This window comes from Curtobacterium sp. NPDC098951 (assembly GCF_044759965.1).
In the GTDB taxonomy this organism is placed as follows: Bacteria; Actinomycetota; Actinomycetes; order Actinomycetales; family Microbacteriaceae; genus Curtobacterium.
This window is the reverse complement of record NZ_JBIWAG010000001.1, coordinates 929,736-952,787: the sequence shown is the minus strand read 5'-3', so window position 1 is coordinate 952,787 and position 23,052 is coordinate 929,736. Positions and strand designations below refer to the sequence as shown.

Here is a 23,052-nt window from a genome sequence, read left to right as displayed (position 1 = left end):
CTCCTGTCCGTCCGTGCGCACGTCGCGACGTTCCTTCCCAGAACCGCCGCGATGGAGAGCGGAATCGGGCGTACCCGGTCGGGAGGAACGACCAGGGACGCCCGAAACGGCCAGGCACGCCCGGCACGGACGGTGACGGTCAGAGCGAGTCGCGCAGCTCGGTGACCAGGTGCCGGACGACGGCGCGGAGGTCGCCGCCGTTCTCCTGCGCCACCTGCAGCTGTCGCTGGTACGAGGCGCCGGCCGCGATCATCGTGTCGAGGTGGTGCAGCTCCTCGAGGCAGCCGAGGCGCTCCGCCACCGGGTGGAGCCGCTCGACGAGGTCGTGCACCTCGTCGGTCACGAGCCGCTCGTCACCGGCGGCGTTCGTGATGATCTCGGCCTCCATGCCGTAGCGCGCCGCGCGCCACTTGTTCTCACGGATGAACCAGGGCTGCATGGTCGGCAGCGTCTCGCCGGCGTCGAGCCGGTCCGACATGGCGGTGACGAGGCACTGCACGAGCGCGGTCACCGCCCCGACCTCGTGCAGGGTCGAGATGCCGTCGGAGACGCGGTTCTCGAGCGTGCCCCAGCCCGGCGACGGGCGGATGTCCCAGCGGAGGTCCTTGACGCCGTCGATGACACCGGTGCGGGTGAGGTCGTCGACGACCTCCTCGAAGTTCGCCCACGCGCCGAGCGCCGGCGGCAGCCCACCGGTCGGCAGCTGCTGGAACATGAGTGCCCGGTTCGACGCGTAGCCGGTGTCGGTGCCAGCCCAGAACGGGCTCGAGGCGGTGAACGCCTGCAGGTGCGGCACGTACGCGAGCATCGCACCGAGGATCGGCAGGGCCTTGTCGCGGTCGTCGACGCCGACGTGCACGTGCACGCCCCAGATGAGCATCTGGCGCCCCCACCAGCGCGTGCGGTCGATGAGGGTCGTGTAGTGCTCGCTGTCCGGAGTGATCTCCTGCTGGTCCCACACGGCGAAGGGGTGCGTCCCAGCGCACATGACCTGCGCGTCGAGCGGTTCGGCGGCGTCGATGACCTCGCCGATGATCCCGGACAGCTCGTCCGTGGCCCCACGCACCCGGGAGTGCACGCCCGTGACGACCTCGACCGTGTTCGTCAGGAGCTCCTCGGTCACCCGGTCGTGGTCACCGAGCCGCTCCTGCACCGCCCGGATGACGGCGGGGGCACGCGGGGTGAGGTCGCCGGTGTCCCGGTCGACCAGGGGGAGCTCCCACTCGACGCCGATGGTCGACGGGCGGGACTCGGTGAAGCGGATGTCCATGCTGTACATCCTGCCCGGCTCCTTGTCGGACACGCACAACGATGGACGGTCCCGATCGTGCGGATCCGATTCACAGTGGTTCCACACCGGGCGTACCGTAGTAACGCTCAACAGGGAAGAGGTAGGCATGCAGCTGGTCGTGCGCGGGACGAACGCACCACTCGTCGGAGAACTCGACATCCCGGTCTCGAAGTACCACGCGCACCGAGCGCTGGTCCTCGCATCGCTCGCGAAGGGGACGAGCATCGTGTCCGGCATCAGTGCGACCCGACAGGTCGAGTGGACCGTGGGCACGCTGCGTGCCCTCGGCGTCGACGTGAAGCGTCGTGGGGACGAGTACCACGTCACGGGCCTCGGCGGCCGGTACGAGGCCACCGACGTCGTCGACCACGGCTCGCGGGGCGCCGACGGCATCCTCAACATGGGCTCGTCCGGCACCACCCTCTACTTCATGACCGGGCTCGCGTCCCTGGCGGACAAGCCGATGACGCTCGTCGGCATGAAGTACTTCCAGCGTCGGCCGATCAAGGCCCTGCTCACCTCGCTCACCCAGATGGGCATCGAGCTCGAGGCCACGAACGACTGCCCGCCGGTCACCGTCCAGCCGAAGCGTCCGCGCGGCGGCGACGTGCAGATCGCCGGAACGCTCTCGCAGTGGATCTCCGGGCTGCTCCTCGTCGCGCCCTTCGCCGAGCAGGAGACCCGCATCCACATCACCGGCGGACGGCTCAACGAGCAGCCCTACGTCGAGCTGACCGTGCGCATGATGCGCCAGTTCGGCCTCACGGTCGAGGTGTCCGACGACTGGCTCGAGTACCGGATCCCGGCGAACCAGCAGGCCACCCCGCACGACTACGTGATCCCGCCGGACATCGGCTCGGCCGCGTTCGGCATCGCCGCTGCCGGCACCCGTTCGTCGAACCTGCTGCTCCGCGGCATGACGGCGTTCACCACCGCCGAGACCGACCACCCGGAGAGCGAGTTCCTCGACCTCGCGACGGCGATGGGCGTCCCGATGCGGATCGACGAGGAGACCGGGTTCGTCCGCATCGAGCACGACGGGTCCCCCCTCCGCCCTCTCGACATCGACTGCCAGCCGATCCCGGACCTGCTCCCGGTCCTGTCGACCATGGCGACCTTCGCCGAGGGCACGACCCGGCTCTGGAACGTGGCGCACATCCGGTTGAAGGAGTCCGACCGCGTCGCCGCGATGCTCCAGCTCAACCGCCTGGGCGGCCGCGCCGAGCAGGGCGCCGACGAGCTGCGCGTCACGGGGGTCCGACCGGGTGACCTGCAGGGGTCGCCGATGTCCTCGTTCAACGACCACCGCGTCCTCATGTCCCTCGCCGTCGCCGCGTCCGGGGCCGAGGGCACGTCCTCGCTCACCTACCCGCGCGCCTACCGGATCTCGTACCCGACCTTCCTCGAGGCGATGAACGCCGTCGGCCTCGACATGGAGGTCGGCGACGGCGCCGCGGCCCGGATCGCCCGCGACGACCGCATCCACGCGGCCGAGGCCGCAGCCGAGCGCACCGACCTCGGCGAGGAGCACGAGACCGTGTCGAACCCACTGCCCGAGCTCACCGGCGTCGACGCCGACCCGCTCGTCCTCAGCGAGAAGGTCCGGGCGCTCGCCGAGACGGACCCGGACGGCCTCGCCGTGATCGAGGTCGGCGGCCCCGAGCCGGTGAACACGACGTGGCGCGAGCTGCAGGACGAGGCCGACAAGGTGTCCGCGCTGCTCCTCGAACTCGGTGTCCGCCGAGGCGAGTCCGTCGCGATGCAGCTGCCGAACTGGCGCGAGTTCGTCTCGATCACCCTCGGTGCGATCCAGATCGGTGCCGTCGCGACCCCGATCATGCCGGTCTTCGGTCCCCGCGAGACGACGATGACGCTCGCCCGGTCCCGCGCCCGCGTGGTGTTCCTGCCGAACCTGTTCCGCAAGCGTCGTCCGGCGCTCGAGCTCCTCGACGTCATCGACGAGGCGCGGGCGCAGAAGCGACGGCTGTCGGTCGAACACGTGGTCGTGCTCCGCTCCGAGGCACGCGGTCAGGGGGACACCCCGACGAACCAGCCCCCGCTGCCCACGGACGCCATGGAGCGCGTGGCCGCGAGCGAGTGGAACTGGCGGTACTTCGACACGGCGCTCGAGTCCGTGCAGGTGGACGTCGAGCAGATCCGCTCGCACGCGCCCGGCCCGGACGACGTCTGCCAGCTCCTCTTCACCTCCGGCACGACCGGCGAGCCGAAGGGCGTGCAGCACCCGCACCGCACGCTCGGCCTGGCGACCGCGATGCACGTCGCCCAGTCCGGTCTGACGAGCGCGGACCGGATCTACATCCCGTCGCCGCTCGCGCACCAGACCGGCTTCCTGTACGGCATGCTCCTGGCCTTCCGGCTCGGCGCGCCCCAGGTCATCCAGCCGGTGTGGGACGGCACCGTCGCGCTCGAGCAGGCGTTCGGCGCCGCGAAGGCCACGTTCGTGCAGTGCGCGACGCCGTTCCTCACCGACCTGGTCGACCTCGTCGAGGCCGGTGCCGCCCAGCCCGAGTCGCTGCGGATCTTCGTGCCGACCGGTGCCGCGGTGCCCCGGGCCCTCGCCCAGCGTGCCGCGACCGTGCTCGGCACGGCGATCCTCGGTGCGTTCGGCACGAGCGAGACGTGCCTCGGGGCGCTGTCCAGCCCGACCGACGACCCGGCGGACGCCTACGGCCACGACGGCCGCGCACTGCCCGGGATCCGGATCCGGATCGTCGACGACGAGGGGCACGAGCTGCCCGCCGGCACCGAGGGCAACTTCGAGCTGCACTCGCCGACGATGTTCGACGGGTACCTCGACCGACAGGACCTCACGGACGACGTCTTCACCGAGGACGGCTGGTACCGCACCGGCGACCTCGCCACGGTCGACGCCAAGGGCTTCCTGTCCATCACCGGCCGCGTGAAGGACGTCATCAACCGCGGTGGCGAGAAGATCCCGGTGGTCGAGATCGAGAACCTGCTCTACCAGCACCCGCTGGTGACCGACGTGGCGATCGTCGCCATGCCGGACGCGCGGCTCGGCGAGCGTGCGTGCGCGTTCGTCGTGCCGGCCGCCGGCGCCGAGCGGCTCGACTTCGCGTCGATGCAGCAGGCACTCGACACCGCCGGCGTGAGCAAGTACTACTGGCCCGAGCGGCTCGAGTACCTCGCCGAACTGCCCCGCAACGCGGTCGGCAAGGTCCAGAAGAACGTCCTGCGTGAGCAGGCTGCCGCACTCGTCGCGACGAAGGAGAACGAGACACGATGACCATCACCGCCACCGACCAGACGCTGGACGAGACGAGGTTCCAGCAGCTCAAGGCCGAGGTCACCGAGTGGGTCCGCGGCCGCGGTGAGGAGTGGGCCGAGGAGATCGAGCGCACCGGCCAGGTCGCGCCCGAGCTGTTCCAGGAGCTCAAGGACAAGGGGTGGCTGTCGCTCGCCGCCCCGGCCGAGCTCGGCGGACAGGGCATCCCGTTCTCGCGCTACCTCGAGATCATGGAGATCGTCTCGCGGTCGCACGCGTCGATCCGCATGCTCGTCCACGTCATCAACGGCACCTGGCGCGCCATGGCGCCGTACGCGACGCCGGAGCAGCTCGACGAGGTCGTGAAGCCGAGCGTCGCCGGCGACGAGCTCGTCGCGTTCACGCTCACCGAGGCCACCGCCGGGACCGGCGCGGACATCCGAACGACCGTCCGCCGCGAGGGCGACACCTACGTGATGAACGGCGAGAAGCACCTCATCACCTTCGGCGTGAAGGCCGACTACTGGCTCATCGCCGCGCGTCTCGAGGGCACCACTGGCCAGGACGGCACCGTCGCGTTCCTCATGCCGAACTCCGGCCTGCCGGGCGCCGAGGTGATCGACGACTCGGACACCATGGGCATCCGCGGCACCGACCACGCGATCCTCCGGTTCACCGAGACCCCGATCCCGGCCTCCGCCCGCCTCGGCGAGGAGGGCCAAGGACTCGAGGTCGCGCTCGGCGGCTTCCTGCTGCCGAGCCGCGTGTCCGTCGCGATGAGCGCCGTCGGCCTCGCCGAGCGGGCGAACGAGCTCGCCGTCGAGTACGCGAACAAGCGCGAGACGTTCGGCAAGAAGCTCGCCAGCCGCCAGGCGATCCAGTTCTACCTCGCCGAGAACTACGCCGACATCGCCGCCGCCCGCGCCCTCGTCCTCGAGGCCGCGCGCGCCTACGAGGAGGGCCGTCCGGACGCCGGCACGCTGTCGAGCGCCTCGAAGATGGTCGCCGTCGACATGCTCGCCCGCGTCACCGACAAGGCCCTGCAGGTGCACGGCGGCCAGGGCTACTGGAAGCGCAACGCGATCGAGCGCGTCTACCGCGACGCTCGCGCACAGCGCTTCGAGGAGGGCACCAACGAGATCCAGAAGCTGGTCGTCGGCCGCGCCGTCGTGACCGGCCAGGCCGGGTTCTGATCCGCAACCACTCCACAGCCGGGAGGCGCGGTGCGGGCCCGCACCGCGCCTCCCGGCCCTGACAACGCAAGGAACACATTGGCTGCAACCACTGCTCCCATCGCCCTCATCACGGGTGCCTCCCGCGGCATCGGCCGCCTGCTCGCGCAGAAGCTCGGCCAGCGCGGCGTCACCGTCGTGGTGACGTACAAGGGCAACGCCGACCTCGCCGAGGAGTCGCTCGCCGACGTCAAGGCCGCCGGCGGCGACGGGATCACGGCGCAGGTCGACATCGAGCAGCCCGAGTCGATCGACGCGCTGTTCGACCTGGTGCGCGACACCTACGGACGCCTCGACATGTTCGTCGCGAACGCCGCCGCGAGTGCCTTCAAGCCGGTCAACCAGCTCAAGCTGCACCACCTCGACCGCAGCTACGCGACGAACGCCCGCTCGTTCGTCCTCGGTGCGCAGCGCGCCGCCGAGCTCATGGACCGGGGCGGCCGGATCGTCGTCGTCACGTCCTACGGCTCGCTCCGCGCCTTCCCGACCTACGCCGCACTCGGTGCCGCGAAGGCGATGACCGAGGCGTACACGAAGTACATGGCCGTCGAGTTCGGGCCCCGGCAGATCACCGTCAACGCGGTCAACGGCGGGCTGATCGACACCGACTCGCTCGACTACTTCTACAACTCGGTGCCGGGCATGGCACCGATGCAGAGCGTCCTCGAGAAGCTTCCGCTGCAGCGTCCCGGCACCGCCGACGACATGGCCGACGCGGTCGACTTCCTGCTCTCCGACAAGGCGTCGTACATCACGGGGCAGACCCTGTCCGTGGACGGCGGACTGACCGTCATCGCGCCGCCGTACTGGGCGGACACCACCTCGCCGCTCCGCGACGCGGTCCTGCCGCCGGCCGACGCGGCGTCCGACGCTGCTGCCGACTCGGCGTCCGACACGGCAGAGTAGGCGCATGAGCACCGTCGCCATGCCCGACCTCGCCGTCGTCTCCTCGCCGTGGACGCTCGGCCCCCTGACGCTCCCGAACCGAGTGGTCATGGGGTCGATGCACACCGGGCTCGAGGTGCACGACGACGGCGGGGCCGGCATGGCGGCGTTCTACCGCGAACGAGCCGAGGGCGGTGCCGCGTGCATCATCACCGGCGGGATCGCGGTCAACGACGAGGCACGGGGCGGGCCGGACTTCGCCGTGTTCGGCGTCGGGGGAGCGGACGAGCGGTTCCGCACGGCGGTCGACGCCGTGCACGAGTCCGGGTCGGCGATCCTCGCGCAGCTCTTCCACGCCGGCCGGTACGCACTCGCGTCGGGCATGGTCGACCGTCACGGTGCGCCGCAGCGGGTGGTCGCGCCGTCGGCCCTGCCGTGGGCGGCCGCCCGGGGCGTGGTGCCCGTCGAGCTGACCGTCGCCGAGATCGAACGGACGATCGAGGACTTCGCCGCCGCTGCCCGGTCGGCGCGCGACATCGGGTTCGACGGCGTCGAGATCATGGCGTCCGAGGGCTACCTCATCAACCAGTTCCAGTCGCCGCTGACGAACCTGCGCGACGACGAGTGGGGCGGGGACGCCGTCCGCCGTCGGCGCTTCACCGTCGCGGTCGTCGAGGCCGTCCGCCGGGCGGTACCGGACCTCGCCGTGACGATCCGGCTCTCCGGCGCCGACCTCATGCCCGGCTCGTCCACCGACGACGAGGTGGACGCGCTCGTGCACGAGTTGCTGCCGCTCGGCCTCGACGGGATCTCGGTCGGCATCGGCTGGCACGAGTCCCGGACGCCGACCGTGCAGGCCGCGGTGCCGCACGGCGCGTGGCTCGCGTACGCCGCCCGCATCGCCGGCGTCGTCCGGGCGTCGGCGTACCCGGACGTCAAGGTCATCGCGTCGAACCGGATGACCGACCTGCGCGACGGCGAGGCCGTGCTGGCCGACGGGCTCCTCGACGCGGTCGCCCTCGCGCGCCCGTTCCTCGCCGACCCCGCGATCGTGAACCGGTCGCTCGACGGCGCCTTCGACCTCGTCAACACCTGCATCGGCTGCAACCAGGCGTGCCTCGACCGGTCGATCATCGGTCAGCCGGTGTCGTGCCTGGTCAACCCGCGCGCGGCCCGCGAGGTCGCCTTCCCCGCCCGGCCGACGACCGACCTGAAGCGCGTCGACGTCGTCGGCGGCGGACCGGCCGGGCTCGCCGCCGCGGTCGACGCGGCGCGCCGGGGCCACACCGTGACCCTCTGGGAGGCGTCCGACCGGTTGGGCGGACAGTTCGACCTCGCCGCGCTCGTCCCGGGGAAAGAGGACTACGCGGCCACCGTCCGCGCCGCGCGTGCGGAGCTCGAGGCCCGCGGCGCGACGATCCACCTCGGTCGGGCCGCGACCGCCGCTGACCTCACCACGAGCGACGCCGTCGTGCTCGCGCCGGGGGTCGTTCCGCGCACCATCGACGTCCCCGGTGCCGACCTGCCGCACGTCCGGTCCTACGAGCGGGCGCTCCGCGAGGGCGTCCCGGCGGGCACCGTCGCGATCATCGGCGGCGGCGGGATCGGCGTCGACACCGCGGCCTTCCTGGTCGAGTCGCCCGACGAGGCCCGTCGCGCGAGCGAGTTCGGCGCCCGTTGGGACCTCGACGTGGCCGACACCGTCGTGGGCGACGTGCCGCAACGGCTCCCCGTGGCGACCCGCACGCTCCGACCCGGCAGCGACGTCACGGTGCTCCGCCGTTCCGGCAAGTTCGGCCAGGGGATCGGCATCACCTCGCGCTGGGTGGCGATCGGACGGCTCCGGGACGCCGGCGTGCACCTCGTCGGCGGCGTGCAGGAGTACCTGCGCATCGAGCCCGGCGTGCTCTGGATCCGTGACGAGCACGGCGAGGAGCGGGGGATCCCCGCGGACACCGTGGTGGTCTGCGCCGGGCAGGAGCGCGCGCTCGGGACGGGAGTCGAGGCGGGCGCAGGGCCGTCCGACGGACTCGAGCCGCGCCTCCGGGCAGCCGGTGTGCCGCACGCCGTCGTGGGCGGCGCACGCGACGCGCGGAGCGTCGACGCGGTGCGTGCGACCTCCGAAGCGCTCGAGGCGGTTCGGCGACTCGCACCCTGACGGCGCGTCCCGACTCGCTTCTCGCTCGGAAACCTGCAAGAATGAACGGTCGAATCGTGTCCGCTCGACCCTCTATCCAGCGGATCACGGTCTCATCGAGCTTCCACCGTGTGTGCCCCCACGCCCGCGGTCCGGTTCAACCACAACAACACGCAACAGGAGCATTTGTGGCTGTCAAGATCCGTCTCAAGCGTCTCGGTAAGATCCGGGCGCCGTACTACCGCATCGTCGTCGCCGACTCGCGCACCAAGCGCGACGGTCGCGTCATCGAGGAGATCGGTCAGTACCACCCGACCGAGGAGCCCTCGGTCATCAAGATCGAGTCCGAGCGTGCGCTCTACTGGCTCGGCGTCGGCGCGCAGCCGACCGAGCAGGTCGCGGCCCTCCTCAAGCTGACCGGCGACTGGGCCAAGTTCAAGGGCGAGAAGGACACCGAGTCCAAGGTCAAGGTCGCCGAGCCGAAGCAGGCCTTCCAGGTCGACTCCTCCAAGAAGGCCGTCCTCAAGCCGAAGTCGGAGAAGACGGCCCCCGCCGCCAAGGCCGACGAGGCCGAGACCGCCGACGAGACGACCGAGGCGTAATTCCTTGCTCGAATCCGCGCTGACGCACCTCGTCAAGGGGATCGTCGATCACCCTGACGACGTGCGCGTCGCCAGTTCCACCTCCGCGCGGGGCGAGGTCCTCGAGGTGCGTGTGCACCCCGAGGACCTCGGCCGCGTGATCGGCCGCGCCGGACGGACCGCAAAGGCGCTGCGCACCCTCGTCACGGCTCTCGCCGACGGCAAGCGGGTGCGTGTCGACGTGGTCGACACCGATTCCTAGGGAGACGACCCAGCTCCGGGTGGGTCGCATCACGAAGGCGCACGGGCTCAAGGGCGGCATCAAGCTCGAGCTCTACACCGACGACCCGGATCGTCGGTTCACGCCAGGAGCCGTGTTCACGCTCCAGGTCCCGGACGACTCGCCCTGGGCCGGCAAGACCATCGCGCTCGACGAGCTCCGCTGGTACAACGGCCACCCGGTCGCCTTCTTCGAGGGCATCGGGGACCGCACCGCCGCCGAGACCCTCGCGCGGGCGATCCTCTGGGTCGAACAGGACGCCGACGCCGAGACCGGCGAGGACGACGCCTGGTACGACCACCAGCTGGTCGGGCTGACGGTCCTCCGCGACGGCGTCGAGGTCGGCACCGTCGCACGGGTCGACCACCTGCCGGCGCAGGACCTCCTCGCCATCGACACCCCGTCGCGGGGCGAGGTCCTCGTGCCGTTCGTCTCGGCGATCGTGCCCGCGGTGGACATCGCCGCCGGCACCGTCACCGTGACGCCGCCGACCGGGCTGTTCGAGGATCCCGAGGACACGTCCCGCCCCGAGACCGTGACGGACTAGCGCGCGTGCGCATCGACATCGTCACGATCTTCCCGGAGTTCTTCTCCGTGCTGGACGTCTCGCTGCTGGGCAAGGCCCGCTCCGGCGGTCTGCTCGACCTGCACGTGCACGACCTCCGCTCGTGGACGACCGACCGGCACCGCACCGTCGACGACACCCCGTACGGCGGGGGAGCGGGCATGGTCATGAAGCCCGAGCCCTGGGCGCAGGCGCTCGAGTCGATCCTGCGGCCGGACGGGTCGTCGACCCTCGTCGTGCCGACACCGGCCGGCACCCCGTTCACCCAGTCCATCGCGCGCTCGCTCGCGTCGACGTCGGACCACCTCGTGTTCGCCTGCGGGCGGTACGAGGGCATCGACGCCCGCGTGTTCGAGTGGGCCGCGTCGCGGTGCACCGTCGTCGAGCTCTCGCTGGGCGACTACGTGCTGAACGGCGGCGAGGTCGCGGCGATGGCCATGATCGAGGCCGTCGGCCGGCTCGTCCCCGGCGTCGTCGGCAACCCCGAGTCCCTCGTCGAGGAGTCGCACGAGGACGGTCTGCTCGAGTACCCGTCCTACACGAAGCCGGCGCTCTGGCGGGACCTGGCCGTGCCCGACGTGCTGCTCAGTGGACACCACGGCCGCGTCGCCGACTGGCGGCACGAGCAGCAGGTCGAGCGGACGCGGCGCGTCCGGCCGGACCTGCTGCCGGACGCGTAGCCCGTCCCGTCCCGTCCCGTTCCGGGCGTCCGCGCGGTCGCGTTGTCGCGCGCCGTCCCGGACCTTCGAGCTTTTCCGTGCTGTCCCGGACCGTCGCGCTTTTGCGCGCTGTCCCGGACGTTCGGGCTGCACGACACCACACGCGCCGTCGAGCGCGTGAGCTGTCGCTGAGCCCGTGACGTCAGGGGAGGACCCGGCTCCGCACCGCGGGTCTGGAGGCGCGGTGCGGGCCCGCCCCGCGCCTCCAGGCCGTCAGGCGGTCGTGTCGGTGCGCTGGGCGCGACGAAGCGTGAGGACCTCCGGACCGGAGTCGGTCACCGCGACGGTGTGCTCGACGTGCGCGGCGCGGGAGCCGTCGACGCTCTTGAGCGTCCAGCCGTCGTCGTCCTGGTAGAGCTCCGCGGTGCCCTGCATGAGCCACGGCTCGATCGCCACGACCAGCCCCCGCTGGAGCTTCAGGCCGCGCCCGGGCCGTCCGTCGTTCGGGACGTGCGGGTCGCCGTGCATCGTCCGGCCGACCCCGTGGCCGCCGAACTGCAGGTTCACGTCGTAGCCGGCGTCCTTCGCGACGCGACCGATCGCGTACGACACGTCCCCGAGCTTGTTGCCCGTGCGGAACTGGGCGATGCCGGCGACGAGCGCACGCTCGACCGTGTCGATCAGCCGCTGGTCGTCCTCGCGCGGGGTGCCGACCTGCACCGTCACGGCCGAGTCGGCGACCCAGCCGTCGACGCTCGCGGCGAAGTCGAGGCTCACGAGGTCGCCGTCGACGAGCACGCGGTCGGACGGCAGGCCGTGCAGCGCGGCGTCGTTGACCGACGTGCAGAGGTTCTTGCCGAACGGCGACTTCCCGAACGACGGGTGGTAGTCGACGTAGCAGCTCACCGCCCCACGGTCGGCGATCATCCGTGCGGCCACCCGGTCGAGGTCGAGCAGGTTCACGCCGACGTCGACGGTGTCGAGGAGTTCGTCGAGGACGTCGGCCACGAACCGACCGGCGGCGCGCAGGCCGTCCAGCTCGGCGGGGGTGCGGAGTTCGATCATGCGACCATCCTGGCGCGTTTTGCGGACGTGGGTTGCTGTGGCAAGATGGGTAGACGTGCCCTGGCTGGACTCTGCCACGGGGGAGTCGCCGACACCGGGCACACACCTTCACTTACCGAATTCGATCCGCGGCGACCCGTGTGCGTCCGCAGAGAGTGACCCAATCATGAGCCAGCTCCTCGACCACGTCGACGCAGCGTCGCTGCGCACCGACGTCCCGGACTTCCGCCCCGGCGACACCATCAAGGTGCACGTCAACATCATCGAAGGCACGCGCTCGCGTGTCCAGGTGTTCCAGGGTGTCGTCATCGGACGCCAGGGTCACGGCCTCGGCGAGACCTTCAAGGTCCGCAAGGTGAGCTTCCAGGTCGGCGTCGAGCGCTGGTTCCCGGTGCACTCGCCGATCATCGACCACATCGAGATCGTCACCAAGGGTGACGTCCGTCGCGCGAAGCTCTACTACCTCCGCGAACTCCGCGGCAAGGCTGCCCGTCGCAAGATCAAGGAGAAGCGCGACTCCTGATCGCCTTCACAGTGAGCGCCCGCGAGCCGGACGCCGCTGTCGGCCCCTCGTCCATGTACGGTTGTGCATCGACGGGGGGCTTTCCCTTTCCGTGGGCGCACGTCGTCCCGGTCTCGCGGACGCGTGTCGTCCACGGTGGGATCCTGTGGTTGAACGAGAGCGGAAATGACGGACACGACTGACGAAACCGGGCGCCGACCCCGTGTCGAGAAGAAGCGGAACGGTGTCCTCACCTTCCTCCGCGACCTCGTCATCATCTTCATCGCGGCGCTGCTCGTCTCGTTCCTCGTCAAGACGTTCCTGATCCGGTCGTTCTACATCCCGTCGGCGTCGATGGAGAACACCCTGCAGATCAACGACCGGGTGATCGTCAACGAACTCGTCCCCGACGTGGTCTCCCTGAAGCGTGGCGACGTGGTCGTCTTCAAGGACCCGGGCGGTTGGCTCACCGGTTCCGAGGTGCCGAGCGTGACGCCGACCACGCAGCCCGCGAAGGCCGTCGACTGGCTCCTCACCCAGATCGGGCTCGGCACCGGTGACAGCGACGACCACCTCATCAAGCGCGTCATCGGACTTCCCGGCGACAAGGTCTCCTGCTGCAACGACCTCGGTCAGATGTCGGTGAACGGCGTCCCCATCAAGGAGCCCTACCTCAAGCTGCCGACGGGGGAGACCCGCGCCTCGGGAACCGACTTCTCGGTGACCGTGCCGAAGGGCACCATCTGGGTGATGGGCGACAACCGCTACGACTCCAAGGACTCGCGGTACAACGGCGACACCCCGTCGAAGGGGTTCGTGCCGCTGTCCGACGTGACCGGACGGGCCTTCGTGATCTCGTGGCCGTCGAGTCGCTGGACCTGGCTCGACGACTACCCCGAGGTGTTCGCCGGCGTGGAGGAGCGGGACAAGTGACCGCCGTCCGGCCGTCGCTGCGGGTGGAGAAGAAGCTCCTCGCCGATGGACGCGTGACGGTCATCGGGATGGACGAGGTCGGTCGTGGTGCGATCGCCGGACCCGTCGCCGTCGGTGTCGCCGCCGTGACGGTGGACATCGGTCGCGTGCCCCAGGGGCTCGCCGACTCGAAGCTGCTCACCGCGGCTCGTCGCGAGGCGCTCGACCCCGTCGTCCGCCGGTGGACCCGCACCGCGGTGGGGATGGCGTCCGCGTCGGTGGTCGACGAGCAGGGCATCGTCCCCGCGCTCGGGCAGGCCGGGGCGTCGGCGATCGGTGCCCTCGTCGCCGACGGGCTCTCGCTCGACGGCGCCGTGGTCGTCCTCGACGGCTCGTTCGACTGGCTCACCCGCGCGGTGCCGGCGACGCTCCGGCTGCCGTCCGACCCGCTCGAGGTCGTGGTGCGGGTCAAGGCCGACCGGGACTGCGCGTCGGTCGCCGCGGCGTCGGTCGTCGCGAAGGTCGCCCGGGACGCGCTCATGACGGCGGCGCACGACGAGGCGCCGCACTACGCGTGGGCGTCGAACAAGGGGTACGGGTCGACCGCGCACTACGACGCGATCCGCGCGGTGGGGGCGCACGCACTGCACCGGAAGAGCTGGCTGCACCAGGCGTCGAGCGTGGCGTTGGACGGGTTCGCGGAGCTGGACGCGCTCGCGGGCTGAGCGGCGCGGTGCCTCCGTGGCTGCGGCTCGGTCGCGTGACGCGACGTGGTCGCGGTGTGTCGCCGGTGCTCCCGTCGCCGTAGACTGTGGGCGCGATGGATGACGACGAATTCGACGACTACGACCGCGAGGTCGAACTTGCCCTGTACCGCGAGTACCGCGACGTCGTGTCGCAGTTCCGGTACGTGGTCGAGACCGAGCGGCGTTTCTACCTGGCCAACGAGGTGGAACTCTCCCGCCGGGACACCGAGCACGATTTCTACTTCGAATTGACGATGAACGACGTCTGGGTCTGGGACGTCTACCGTTCCGACCGGTTCGTGAAGTCCGTGCGTGTCCTGACGTTCAAGGACGTCAACGTCGAGGAACTCACTTCCCGTGAACTCGAGCTGCCGAAAGAACTCGCGCTCGACGAGTGATCTTCAGTTCTTCGCAGGAAATGCGAGAATCTGAGAATCGCCGAGACAATTGTGCCGGCGTGCATTTCTCCCGCTAATGTGAAGGGGATTTCCCGTCCCCTGCACAAGGAGCACGTCATGGCACAGAAGGTCACCGTCCAGCTCGTCGACGACCTCGACGACACCCCGATCACCGCCGGCTCCGGTCGCACCGTCGAATTCGCGTTCGACGGTTCGTCCTACGAGATCGACCTCACCGACGACAACGTCGACAAGTTCCGCGAGGCGATCTCCGACTACGTCGCCGCGGCGCGCAAGGTGTCCGGTCGTCGCTCCGCCGGTGCCGCTCCGAAGGCAGCGCCGAAGCGCGGCAACTCGGAAGAGCTCGCGAAGATCCGCGAATGGGCGAAGGAGAACGGGTACGAGGTCTCGTCCCGCGGTCGCATCTCGACCCAGGTGCAGGAAGCGTACGCAGCCGCGCACTGAGCGCCCTGCTGCAGGACCCCGGACGGCTTCGGCCGACCGGGGTCCTTCCTTCGTCCTCCACAGGTGATCGTCCGCTGATTCCCGTCCACAATTCGTCGAGGTCCGGCTCGATCGAGCTCGGCGGTCCGCGATCGTCGTCGTGGAGGCAACGACATGGAACGATCACCCCTGCGGAACGGCAGTCTCGGACGATTCGGCGAAGAACGGGCTGCGGAATGGCTGGAACGCCACGGATTCCGTCTCGTCGAACGCAATTGGCGGTGTGCGCGGGGTGAGATCGACATCGTCGCGTGGCAGTCGTGCACGCTCTGCTTCATCGAGGTGAAGACACGGTCCGGCGCCGCCACCGGTCATCCTTTCGAAGCGATCACGGCGTCGAAGGTCGCGCGACTGCGGCGACTCGTGCCGGCGTGGTTCGCCGACCACCCCGAGGTGTCCGCGCGGACGATCCGCATCGACGCGGTTGCGGTGCACGTCGACGGTGACCGGATCGGCGTCGAGCACGTGGCGGGCGTGCTGTGACGGCGGACATCGGGCGTGCCTCGGCGATCGCGCTCGTCGGGGTGCAGGGGCGCGTGATCGAGGTCGAGGCGCACCTCACCAGCCAGCTGCCCGGGTTCAGCATCATCGGCCTGCCGGACGCCGCTCTGGGTGAGGCGCGGGAGCGGGTGCGGTCCGCCAGTGCCCTCGCCGGGTGTCCGCTGCCGGCTCGGCGGATCACGGTGAACCTCACGCCGGCGTCGATCCCGAAGCGCGGCTCCGGCTTCGACCTGGCCATCGCCATGGCCGTGCTCGGTGCCGAGGGGATCGCGCCCCGGGTCTCGCGCGACGTCGCGTACATCGGGGAGCTCGGCCTCGACGGACGGGTCCGGCCCGTCCCCGGGGTCATCCCGATGGTGATCGCCGCGCGGGACGCCGCCATCGGCACGGTCGTGGTGCCGGTCGGCAACGTCGACGAAGCACGGATCGTGCCGGGCATCGAGGTGATCGGCACCGCGTCGTTGCGGGCGAGCGCGATCACGGCGGGAGCGCTCCTGCCGCCGGTCGAGGCCGATCCGGTGCTGCCGGCGCTCCCGGTCGAGACCCGTCCGGAGGCGCACGACCTGGCCGATGTGGTCGGGAACGCCGTGGGTGTCCGGGCCGTGATCGCCGCCGCGGCCGGTGGCCACCACATGTTCCTGCTCGGACCGCCCGGCGCCGGCAAGACGATGCTCGCCGAGCGGCTCCCGGGGCTCCTGCCGGACCTCGATCCCGAGGCGGCGCTCGAGCTCGCCGCGGTGCGCTCGGTCAGCGGACTCGGCAGCCAGTCGTGGAGCGTCCGGCCGCCGTGGGAGGCGCCGCACCACTCGTCGTCGACGACGGCCCTGATCGGTGGGGGATCCGGCCTGCTCCGACCGGGCGCCGTGTCGCGGGCCACCCGCGGGGTGCTGTTCCTCGACGAGGCGACCGAATTCCCCCGAGCGGTCCTCGACGCACTCCGGCAGCCGCTCGAGTCCGGTCGGATCACGATCCACCGCAGCGTCGGCAGCGCCGAGTTCCCCGCGCGGTGCCAGGTGGTGCTCGCCGCGAACCCGTGTCCCTGTGGCAACGCCGGGGTCCGCAACGGTCCGCCGTGTTCCTGCAGTCCCAGCACGGTGCGCAAGTACCTCGGGCGGCTCTCGGGGCCGCTCCTCGACCGGATCGACATCCGGGTGGCGGTGCCCCGGGTGACGACGGGTGCCATCCGCGCGACCGAGGGCTCGGCGCCAACGACCGCCGAGGCCGCCGCGCTCGTGGCGACGGCCCGAAGTCGCATGGCCGAACGCCTGCGCGACACCGGCTGGGCGTGCAACGCCGAGGTCACCGGACCCTGGCTCCGCGCCGACGGGCGGGCGCAGCCGGGTGCGACGGACCCGCTCGACCGGGCGCTCGACCGGGGCACGCTCACGATGCGGGGGTGGGACCGGGTCATGCGGTTGTCGTGGACGCTGGCGGACCTCGACGACGTCGAGCGTCCAGGCGCCCGGGAAGTCCAGCGGGCACTCGCGTTGCGGAGCGCACTGTGAGCGCCGCGGTCGACGATGACCCGCTCGCTCGGGTCACGTGGAGCGTCCTCGCCGAGCCGGGTGATGCCGTCGCCGGGGAACTCATCGCCCTGTTCGGGCCGCGCCCGGCTCTCGCGCTCGTCCGGCGAGCCGCCAGGACGAACACCGGGGCACTCGTCGAGCGGATCGGCGCGGCGGCGTCCTTCGCCGACGGGCCGGACCAGGTGCGTGCCGCGCTCGATGCCGCCGTGGGACGGTGGCGTCCACGCCTCGCGGGATCGGAGGACCGGGCCGTCGCCGCGACGGCTGCCGCCACCGCGGTCGGAGCCCGGCTGCTGCTCCCGGGGACGCCCGGGTGGCCGAGCGGGCTGGACGACCTCGGACCGCACGCGCCGTTCGTCCTGTGGAGCCGGTCGGACCTCGACGACCCGGTCGGCGCCGCCGGGTGCCGCGGTGCGCTCGCGATCGTCGGCTGCCGGGCGAACACGATCTCAGGGGCCGAGGCCACCGCGGAGATCGCCTCGGTCGCCGCCGACGCCGCGGTCGAGATCGTCTCCGGCGGCGCCTACGGGATCGACGCGGTCGCGCACCGGGTCGCCGTCGCCGCGGGGACGCCCACGACGGCGGTGCTCGCCGGCGGCGTCGACCAGTTCTACCCGGCGGGCAACCACGACCTGCTGCGCAACGTGCTCGGTCGTGGCCGCGTGCTGTCCGAGTCACCGCCGGGGACCCGACCGACGCGCTGGCGCTTCCTCCACCGCAACCGGCTGATCGCCGCCCTGTCCGGCGCCACCGTGGTCGTCGAGGCCGCTGCCCGGTCAGGGGCGCTCAACACCGCCCACCATGCGCTGCACCTCGGTCGGCCGGTCTTCGCCGTGCCCGGTGCGTTCGCATCCGCCGCCTCGGTCGGCTGCCATCGGTTGATCGCCGAGGGGAACGCGCAGATCATCGTGCATCCGCGTGATCCGGTCACGGCGGTGGTGTCGGGCGCCGGACGCGGTGGGACCGCCTCGCCCGTGGCGACCGAGCTCGTCCTCGGGACCACGTCCGATCCGCTCGTGGTGCGGGTGCTGGACGCGCTCGACCGTCGTCCGCTCGACGTGGACGAGATCGCTCGTCGCAGTGGCCTGTCCGTCGACGACGCGGCCGACGCGCTGGCCCTGGCGCAGCTCGAGGGACTCGCGGTCGTCGCCGCGGCGGGGTGGTGCCGGCGATGACGGTCGTCGGACCTACGCTGGCTGCGTGACCGATGGCAGTCAGGAGCGACTCGAGGCGGCGGTGCACGCGTTCCTCGGCCATGCCCGCCATGCCCGAGGGCTCAGCGAGCAGACCCTCCGCGCCTACGCCAACGACCTCGACCAGCTCGTCGCGTTCGCGGCGTCGCACGGGGTGGAGCGGCTGGCCGACGTGGAGCTCGAGCTCCTCCGCGACTGGCTGTGGGACGCCGACCACCGTGGGCTGGCCCGGTCCACCATCGCGCGCCGGTCCTCGTCGGTCCGGGCGTTCACCCGGTGGGCGAGCGAGTCCGGGGCGATCACGAACGACCCGGGCGTGCGGCTGCGGGCACCGAAGGGGGCATCGCACCTCCCGCGGGTGGTGTCGTCCGACCAGGTCCGCTCGATGCTCGACGGGCTGGCGGACCGTGCCGCGACCGACGATCCGGCAGCCCTCCGCGACCTCGCGGTGGTGGAGCTCCTCTACGCCGCGGGCATCCGCGTCAGCGAACTCGTCGGCATCGACGTGCGCGACCTCGACCGCGGCCGGCTGACGGTCCGGGTCCTCGGCAAGGGTGGGAAGGAGCGCGTCGTCCCGTTCGGTGTCCCGGCGCGTGACGCGCTCGAGGCCTGGCTCGACCGCGGTCGACCGGTGCTGGCGGCGAAGGCCCTGGCGCAGGACGCCTCCCTGGTCGACGCCGCGGCCGGCCACGGCCACGGCCACGGCGCGGCGACCGCGGGGAAGGCGACCGGGTCGCGCACCGGGGCGCGCGGCACCTCCTCGCCCACCGAGGCGCTGTTCCTCGGCGACCGCGGCGGCCGACTCGGGGTCCGTGGTGCCTACCGGATCGTCGCCCGGCTGCTGCAGGACCTCCCGGGCGAGGGACCCAGCGGGCCGCACACCTTCCGGCACACCGCGGCCACGCACCTGCTCGACGGGGGAGCGGACCTCCGTGCCGTGCAGGAACTGCTGGGGCACGCGAGCCTCGGGACGACCCAGATCTACACGCACGTCTCCTCCGCACGGCTGCGCGAGGTCTACCGGACGGCCCACCCCCGCGCCTGACCGTCGACGTTCGCGGGCGCCGTCGGGTCCGCGCCCCCGGTCGTCACCCCGTCCAGTCGGACTCGGGCAACAGCACCGGCCACGCCGCCGCGGGCAGGTACGGCGTCGGGTCCACGTACCGGTCGTCGAGCCGTGCGCCGAGGTGCAGGCAGGGGCCCGCCGCCGGACAGTGCCCGACCGACACCGTCCCGAGCGGGTCGCCCCGTCCCACGACGTCGCCCGTCCTGACCGTCGGCGCGACCGAGTCCACCGTGCTGCGGAGGCCGCCGCCGTGGTCGATCGTGACGACCCCACGGCCGGCGACCTGCCCGGCGAACGTCACCGTGCCGTCGTCCACCGCGACGACGGCCGTCCCGAGCGCCGCTCCGACGTCGATGCCGCGGTGCCCCGCGGCGTAGTCGTCGGTCGGGGCCTCCCACGGACGCTCGACGACGCGGCTCCCCGTCGGCCACACCCACGGTGCGTCCGACGTCAGGTGGTCGGCATCGCCACGAGACGCCCCGGTCGCATCGGCGCCGCGGCCGGTGACGAGCGAGGTGGCGTCGGCTCGGGGCGACCCGGTCACCCACGGGCCACCCGCGGGCACCGAGGCGACCAGCAACGCGAGGGCAGCCATCGCGGGGCCTGCGTGACGGAACGGCATGGGGACAGCCTCCCGGCGGTGGACGCGTCGCGTGCCGGCGGTGGGCAGATCTGTGGAGGACGAGCCGCGCCTCCTGGCCTGTGGAGGCGCAGCGCGACCGACGCGCGTGCAACGAGCGACGTCGTCGCTGTCGAACGACGTCGACCCTGTCGCAACCCGGCGGGCGCAACGGTTGCACGCGCGCGGTGACGACATCACCGCTGTCGTACGACGTCGACCATGTCGTTCCGAGTAGGCCCCGCCCCCGCGGCCGACGCGCCCCGCCCCCGCGCCCGGCGCCCCGCCCGCGCGGCCGACGCGCCCCGCCCCGCGCCGGTTGGCCCCGGCGCCCGATCCCGGAGTACAGTCGGGGCCGCTCCGGAACACGCAACGCCGCTCGGACGGCGAACCAGCCGACCGCCGGGGCACCGTGCAGCATCCCGCACGGCGGCAGGGAACCTGGAGCATCGTGTCGAACGCGACCACGCAGCACGGCGAAGACCGTGCGTTCAAGGGGAAGGTCACGCTGTTCGCCATCGCGGCAGCGGTCGGCGGCTTCCTCTTCGGATTCGACTCGTCCGTCATCAACGGGGCGGTCGAGGCCATCAAGGGCGAGTTCGGCCTGTCCGAGGCCGCCAGCGGCTTCGCGGTCGCCTCCGCCCTCATCGGTTGCGCGTTCGGCGCGTACTTCGCCGGCCGCCTCGCGGACCGCTGGGGCCGCACCCGGGTGATGTTCTGGGCCGCCGTCCTGTTCTTCGTGAGCTCGATCGGCAGCGCGTTCGCCTTCGCCACGTGGGACCTCGTGATCTGGCGCCTCGTCGGCGGCCTCGGCATCGGCACCGCGTCGGTCATCGCCCCGGCGTACATCTCCGAGGTCTCGCCGAAGGCCATCCGTGGTCGCCTGGCCTCGTTCCAGCAGCTCGCCATCACGCTCGGCATCTTCGCCGCGCTCCTGTCCGACCAGATCTTCGCGGTGACCGCCGGCGGCGCGTCCGAGCAGGTGCTCGGCCTGGCCGCGTGGCGCTGGATGTTCCTCGTCGGCGTCGTCCCGTCGGTCGTCTACGGCATCCTCGCGATCACGCTCCCGGAGTCGCCGCGCTTCCTCCTCGCCAACGGTCGGACCGACGACGCGCGTGCGGTGATGGGCAAGATCGTGCCGCGCGACACGGTGAACACCAGCCTCGAGGAGATCCAGGACGGCATCAAGAAGGAGGCCAGCGAGAAGAAGGGCTCCATCCGGGGCAACCGCTTCGGGCTCCAGCCGATCGTCTGGGTCGGCATCATCCTCGCGGTGCTGCAGCAGTTCGTCGGCATCAACGTGATCTTCTACTACTCGACGACGCTCTGGCAGGCGGTCGGCTTCAAGGAGGACCAGTCCTTCCTCATCTCGACCATCACCTCGGTCGTGAACGTCGCCGTCACCTTCATCGCCATCTTCACGGTCGACAAGCTCGGCCGGAAGCCGCTCCTCATCGCCGGGTCGACGGGCATGTTCGTGTCGCTGCTGATGGTCGCGATCGCGTTCTCGCAGGCGACGATCGTGGACGGTGAGCCGAACCTGCCCGGCGCGTGGGGCGTCATCGCGCTGATCTTCGCGAACCTCTTCGTCGTGTCCTTCGGCGCCACCTGGGGTCCGCTCATGTGGGTCCTGCTGGGTGAGATGTTCCCGAACCGCATCCGTGCGACGGCGCTCGGCGTCGGGTCCGCGGCGAACTGGATCGCGAACTTCCTCGTCACCATCACGTTCCCGGTCCTGTCCGGCTTCAACCTGACCGTGACCTACGGCATCTACGCCCTGTTCGCCCTGCTCTCCCTGTTCTTCGTCATCGCGAAGATCCCGGAGACCAAGGGCCGCTCGCTCGAGGAGATGGGCATCACCGCCGAGGGCGACACGGTCGACGCCAAGGCCTGACGCACCAGCGTCACCACCGTCCAGGAGGCGCGGTGCGGGTCCGTCCCGCACCGCGCCTGACGTCTGTTAGCATCTATCCAGCAGCGCGCTGAGCGCGCTGACTTCGCGTGTCCACACGCACTCCACGGCCACCGGTCCTGCTCTCGCGAGCGGGCGGCCGTCCGGGGTGGGGCACCAGGGGCCACGACCACCGGTCGTGACCGACACAACCGCAACCGTGTACGCGGCTCAACAGCCGCGTGCCGAGAACAAGGAGGGACGGCATGGCCGTCGTCACCATCCGCCAGCTGCTCGACAGCGGCGTTCACTTCGGACACCAGACCCGTCGGTGGAACCCGAAGGTGAAGCGATTCATCCTCGCCGAGCGCTCCGGCATCCACATCATCGACCTGCAGCAGTCGCTGGCCTTCATCGACCGCGCGTACGACTTCGTCAAGGAGACGGTCGCGCACGGTGGGACGATCCTCTTCGTCGGCACCAAGAAGCAGGCCCAGGGCTCCATCGCCGAGCAGGCGACCCGCGTCGGCCAGCCGTACGTCAACCAGCGTTGGCTCGGCGGTCTGCTCACGAACTTCCAGACGGTCTCCAAGCGCCTCGCGCGCATGAAGGAGCTCGAGGAGATCGACTTCGACGACACCACGAAGGGCTTCACCAAGAAGGAGCTCCTCATCAAGAAGCGCGAGCTGGACAAGCTCCACAAGACCCTCGGTGGTATCCGCAACCTCACGCGGACCCCGAGCGCGCTCTGGATCGTCGACACCAAGAAGGAGCACCTCGCGGTCGACGAGGCGCAGAAGCTCGGTATCCCGATCATCGGCATCCTCGACACCAACTGCGACCCGGACGAGATCACCTACCCGATCCCGGGCAACGACGACGCGATCCGCTCCGTCGGCCTCCTCACCCGCATCGTCGCCGACGCCGCGGCCGAGGGCCTGAAGACCCGCCACAACGGTGGCGACGACGAGGCTGCCGCAGAGCCCCTCGCCGAGTGGGAGCAGGAGCTCCTCGGTGGCGAGACCGCGACACCGGCCGCGACCGAGACGTCCGCCGCGACCGAGACCCCGGTCGAGGGCAGCACTGTCGAAGAGAACGACGCTGACGCGCAGGTCGCCGCGAAGGAGATCGGCGAGCCGATCGCCGACGACGCGAAGAACGCGGAGCCGACGGCCGAGGCCGAGGCCGCTGCGGAGACCACCCCCGCCGAGTGACGATCGGGGGCGCCGGGCCGGTCGGTCCGGCGCCCCTG

The 23,052-nt window shown here is 71.3% G+C and carries 22 protein-coding genes; 19 read left to right on the top strand and 3 right to left on the bottom strand.

Annotated elements, in window-relative coordinates:
• Nucleotides 1-139 precede the first annotated feature (139 nt).
• Complete coding sequence (locus ACIQUC_RS04465) at nt 140-1,279, bottom strand: glutamate--cysteine ligase (protein WP_402263685.1); 1,140 nt, start codon at nt 1,277-1,279, stop codon at nt 140-142.
• Between the two features lie 118 nt (nt 1,280-1,397).
• On the opposite strand from ACIQUC_RS04465, the gene aroA reads away from it, so the two are divergent.
• The 8 genes from aroA (at nt 1,398) to trmD (ending at nt 10,898) form a co-directional block, all read left to right on the top strand.
• A complete protein-coding gene (gene aroA / locus ACIQUC_RS04460) occupies nt 1,398-4,559 on the top strand; it encodes a 3-phosphoshikimate 1-carboxyvinyltransferase (RefSeq protein WP_402263682.1) in 3,162 nt (1,053 codons plus the stop codon).
• Entirely contained in the window at nt 4,556-5,731 is a 1,176-nt protein-coding gene (locus tag ACIQUC_RS04455; protein ID WP_402263679.1) for an acyl-CoA dehydrogenase family protein, read from the top strand. Before aroA ends, ACIQUC_RS04455 begins: the two co-directional genes overlap by 4 nt.
• Nucleotides 5,732-5,809: 78 nt before the next feature.
• The gene (locus ACIQUC_RS04450; protein ID WP_402263676.1) at nt 5,810-6,676 is read left to right on the top strand and encodes an SDR family oxidoreductase; all 867 of its coding nucleotides are present in this window, start codon (nt 5,810-5,812) and stop codon (nt 6,674-6,676) included.
• A 4-nt stretch (nt 6,677-6,680) separates the two neighbouring features.
• Complete coding sequence (locus tag ACIQUC_RS04445) at nt 6,681-8,813, top strand: FAD-dependent oxidoreductase (RefSeq protein WP_402263673.1); 2,133 nt, start codon at nt 6,681-6,683, stop codon at nt 8,811-8,813.
• Between the two features lie 167 nt (nt 8,814-8,980).
• Nucleotides 8,981-9,394: a 30S ribosomal protein S16 gene (rpsP, locus tag ACIQUC_RS04440; protein ID WP_022905823.1), complete on the top strand. Its 414-nt coding sequence runs from the start codon at nt 8,981-8,983 to the stop codon at nt 9,392-9,394.
• Between the two features lie 4 nt (nt 9,395-9,398).
• Nucleotides 9,399-9,635, top strand: a complete 237-nt coding sequence (locus ACIQUC_RS04435; RefSeq protein ID WP_022905822.1) for an RNA-binding protein — start codon at nt 9,399-9,401, stop codon at nt 9,633-9,635.
• Between the two features lie 19 nt (nt 9,636-9,654).
• Nucleotides 9,655-10,200, top strand: a complete 546-nt coding sequence (gene rimM / locus ACIQUC_RS04430; RefSeq protein ID WP_022905821.1) for a ribosome maturation factor RimM — start codon at nt 9,655-9,657, stop codon at nt 10,198-10,200.
• A gap of 5 nt (nt 10,201-10,205) precedes the next feature.
• Nucleotides 10,206-10,898: a tRNA (guanosine(37)-N1)-methyltransferase TrmD gene (trmD, locus tag ACIQUC_RS04425; protein ID WP_022905820.1), complete on the top strand. Its 693-nt coding sequence runs from the start codon at nt 10,206-10,208 to the stop codon at nt 10,896-10,898.
• Between the two features lie 252 nt (nt 10,899-11,150).
• On the opposite strand, the gene map is transcribed toward trmD, so the two are convergent.
• On the bottom strand, nt 11,151-11,942 hold the full coding sequence (gene map / locus ACIQUC_RS04420) for a type I methionyl aminopeptidase (protein ID WP_402263668.1): 792 nt from the start codon (nt 11,940-11,942) through the stop codon (nt 11,151-11,153).
• A gap of 166 nt (nt 11,943-12,108) precedes the next feature.
• On the opposite strand from map, the gene rplS reads away from it, so the two are divergent.
• From rplS to ACIQUC_RS04375, 9 genes are all read left to right on the top strand, one after another.
• The gene (gene rplS / locus ACIQUC_RS04415; RefSeq protein WP_022905818.1) at nt 12,109-12,465 is read left to right on the top strand and encodes a 50S ribosomal protein L19; all 357 of its coding nucleotides are present in this window, start codon (nt 12,109-12,111) and stop codon (nt 12,463-12,465) included.
• Nucleotides 12,466-12,630: 165 nt separating this feature from the next.
• Entirely contained in the window at nt 12,631-13,377 is a 747-nt protein-coding gene (lepB, locus tag ACIQUC_RS04410; RefSeq protein WP_402263664.1) for a signal peptidase I, read from the top strand.
• On the top strand, nt 13,374-14,081 hold the full coding sequence (locus ACIQUC_RS04405) for a ribonuclease HII (protein WP_022905817.1): 708 nt from the start codon (nt 13,374-13,376) through the stop codon (nt 14,079-14,081). The genes lepB and ACIQUC_RS04405 overlap by 4 nt, the downstream gene beginning before the upstream one ends.
• A 95-nt stretch (nt 14,082-14,176) precedes the next feature.
• A complete protein-coding gene (locus ACIQUC_RS04400; RefSeq protein WP_031261428.1) occupies nt 14,177-14,500 on the top strand; it encodes a DUF2469 family protein in 324 nt (107 codons plus the stop codon).
• 117 nt (nt 14,501-14,617) lie between these two features.
• On the top strand, nt 14,618-14,965 hold the full coding sequence (locus tag ACIQUC_RS04395; RefSeq protein WP_402263661.1) for an Lsr2 family protein: 348 nt from the start codon (nt 14,618-14,620) through the stop codon (nt 14,963-14,965).
• Between the two features lie 153 nt (nt 14,966-15,118).
• On the top strand, nt 15,119-15,487 hold the full coding sequence (locus ACIQUC_RS04390; RefSeq protein ID WP_022905814.1) for a YraN family protein: 369 nt from the start codon (nt 15,119-15,121) through the stop codon (nt 15,485-15,487).
• The gene (locus ACIQUC_RS04385; RefSeq protein ID WP_402263658.1) at nt 15,484-17,010 is read left to right on the top strand and encodes a YifB family Mg chelatase-like AAA ATPase; all 1,527 of its coding nucleotides are present in this window, start codon (nt 15,484-15,486) and stop codon (nt 17,008-17,010) included. The genes ACIQUC_RS04390 and ACIQUC_RS04385 overlap by 4 nt, the downstream gene beginning before the upstream one ends.
• Nucleotides 17,007-18,206 (top strand): DNA-processing protein DprA, encoded by a 1,200-nt coding sequence (gene dprA / locus ACIQUC_RS04380; protein ID WP_402263655.1) that lies wholly within the window; start codon nt 17,007-17,009, stop codon nt 18,204-18,206. The genes ACIQUC_RS04385 and dprA overlap by 4 nt, the downstream gene beginning before the upstream one ends.
• Nucleotides 18,207-18,231: 25 nt before the next feature.
• Nucleotides 18,232-19,269: a tyrosine recombinase XerC gene (locus ACIQUC_RS04375; RefSeq protein ID WP_402263652.1), complete on the top strand. Its 1,038-nt coding sequence runs from the start codon at nt 18,232-18,234 to the stop codon at nt 19,267-19,269.
• Between the two features lie 43 nt (nt 19,270-19,312).
• On the opposite strand, the gene ACIQUC_RS04370 is transcribed toward ACIQUC_RS04375, so the two are convergent.
• Entirely contained in the window at nt 19,313-19,912 is a 600-nt protein-coding gene (locus ACIQUC_RS04370; protein ID WP_402263649.1) for a M23 family metallopeptidase, read from the bottom strand.
• 448 nt (nt 19,913-20,360) lie between these two features.
• On the opposite strand from ACIQUC_RS04370, the gene ACIQUC_RS04365 reads away from it, so the two are divergent.
• Together ACIQUC_RS04365 and rpsB are read left to right on the top strand one after the other, a co-directional pair.
• Complete coding sequence (locus tag ACIQUC_RS04365) at nt 20,361-21,803, top strand: sugar porter family MFS transporter (protein WP_402263647.1); 1,443 nt, start codon at nt 20,361-20,363, stop codon at nt 21,801-21,803.
• A gap of 263 nt (nt 21,804-22,066) precedes the next feature.
• Nucleotides 22,067-23,014, top strand: coding sequence for a 30S ribosomal protein S2 (gene rpsB, locus ACIQUC_RS04360; RefSeq protein WP_402263644.1), 948 nt, complete (start codon nt 22,067-22,069; stop codon nt 23,012-23,014).
• Nucleotides 23,015-23,052: the final 38 nt, after the last annotated feature.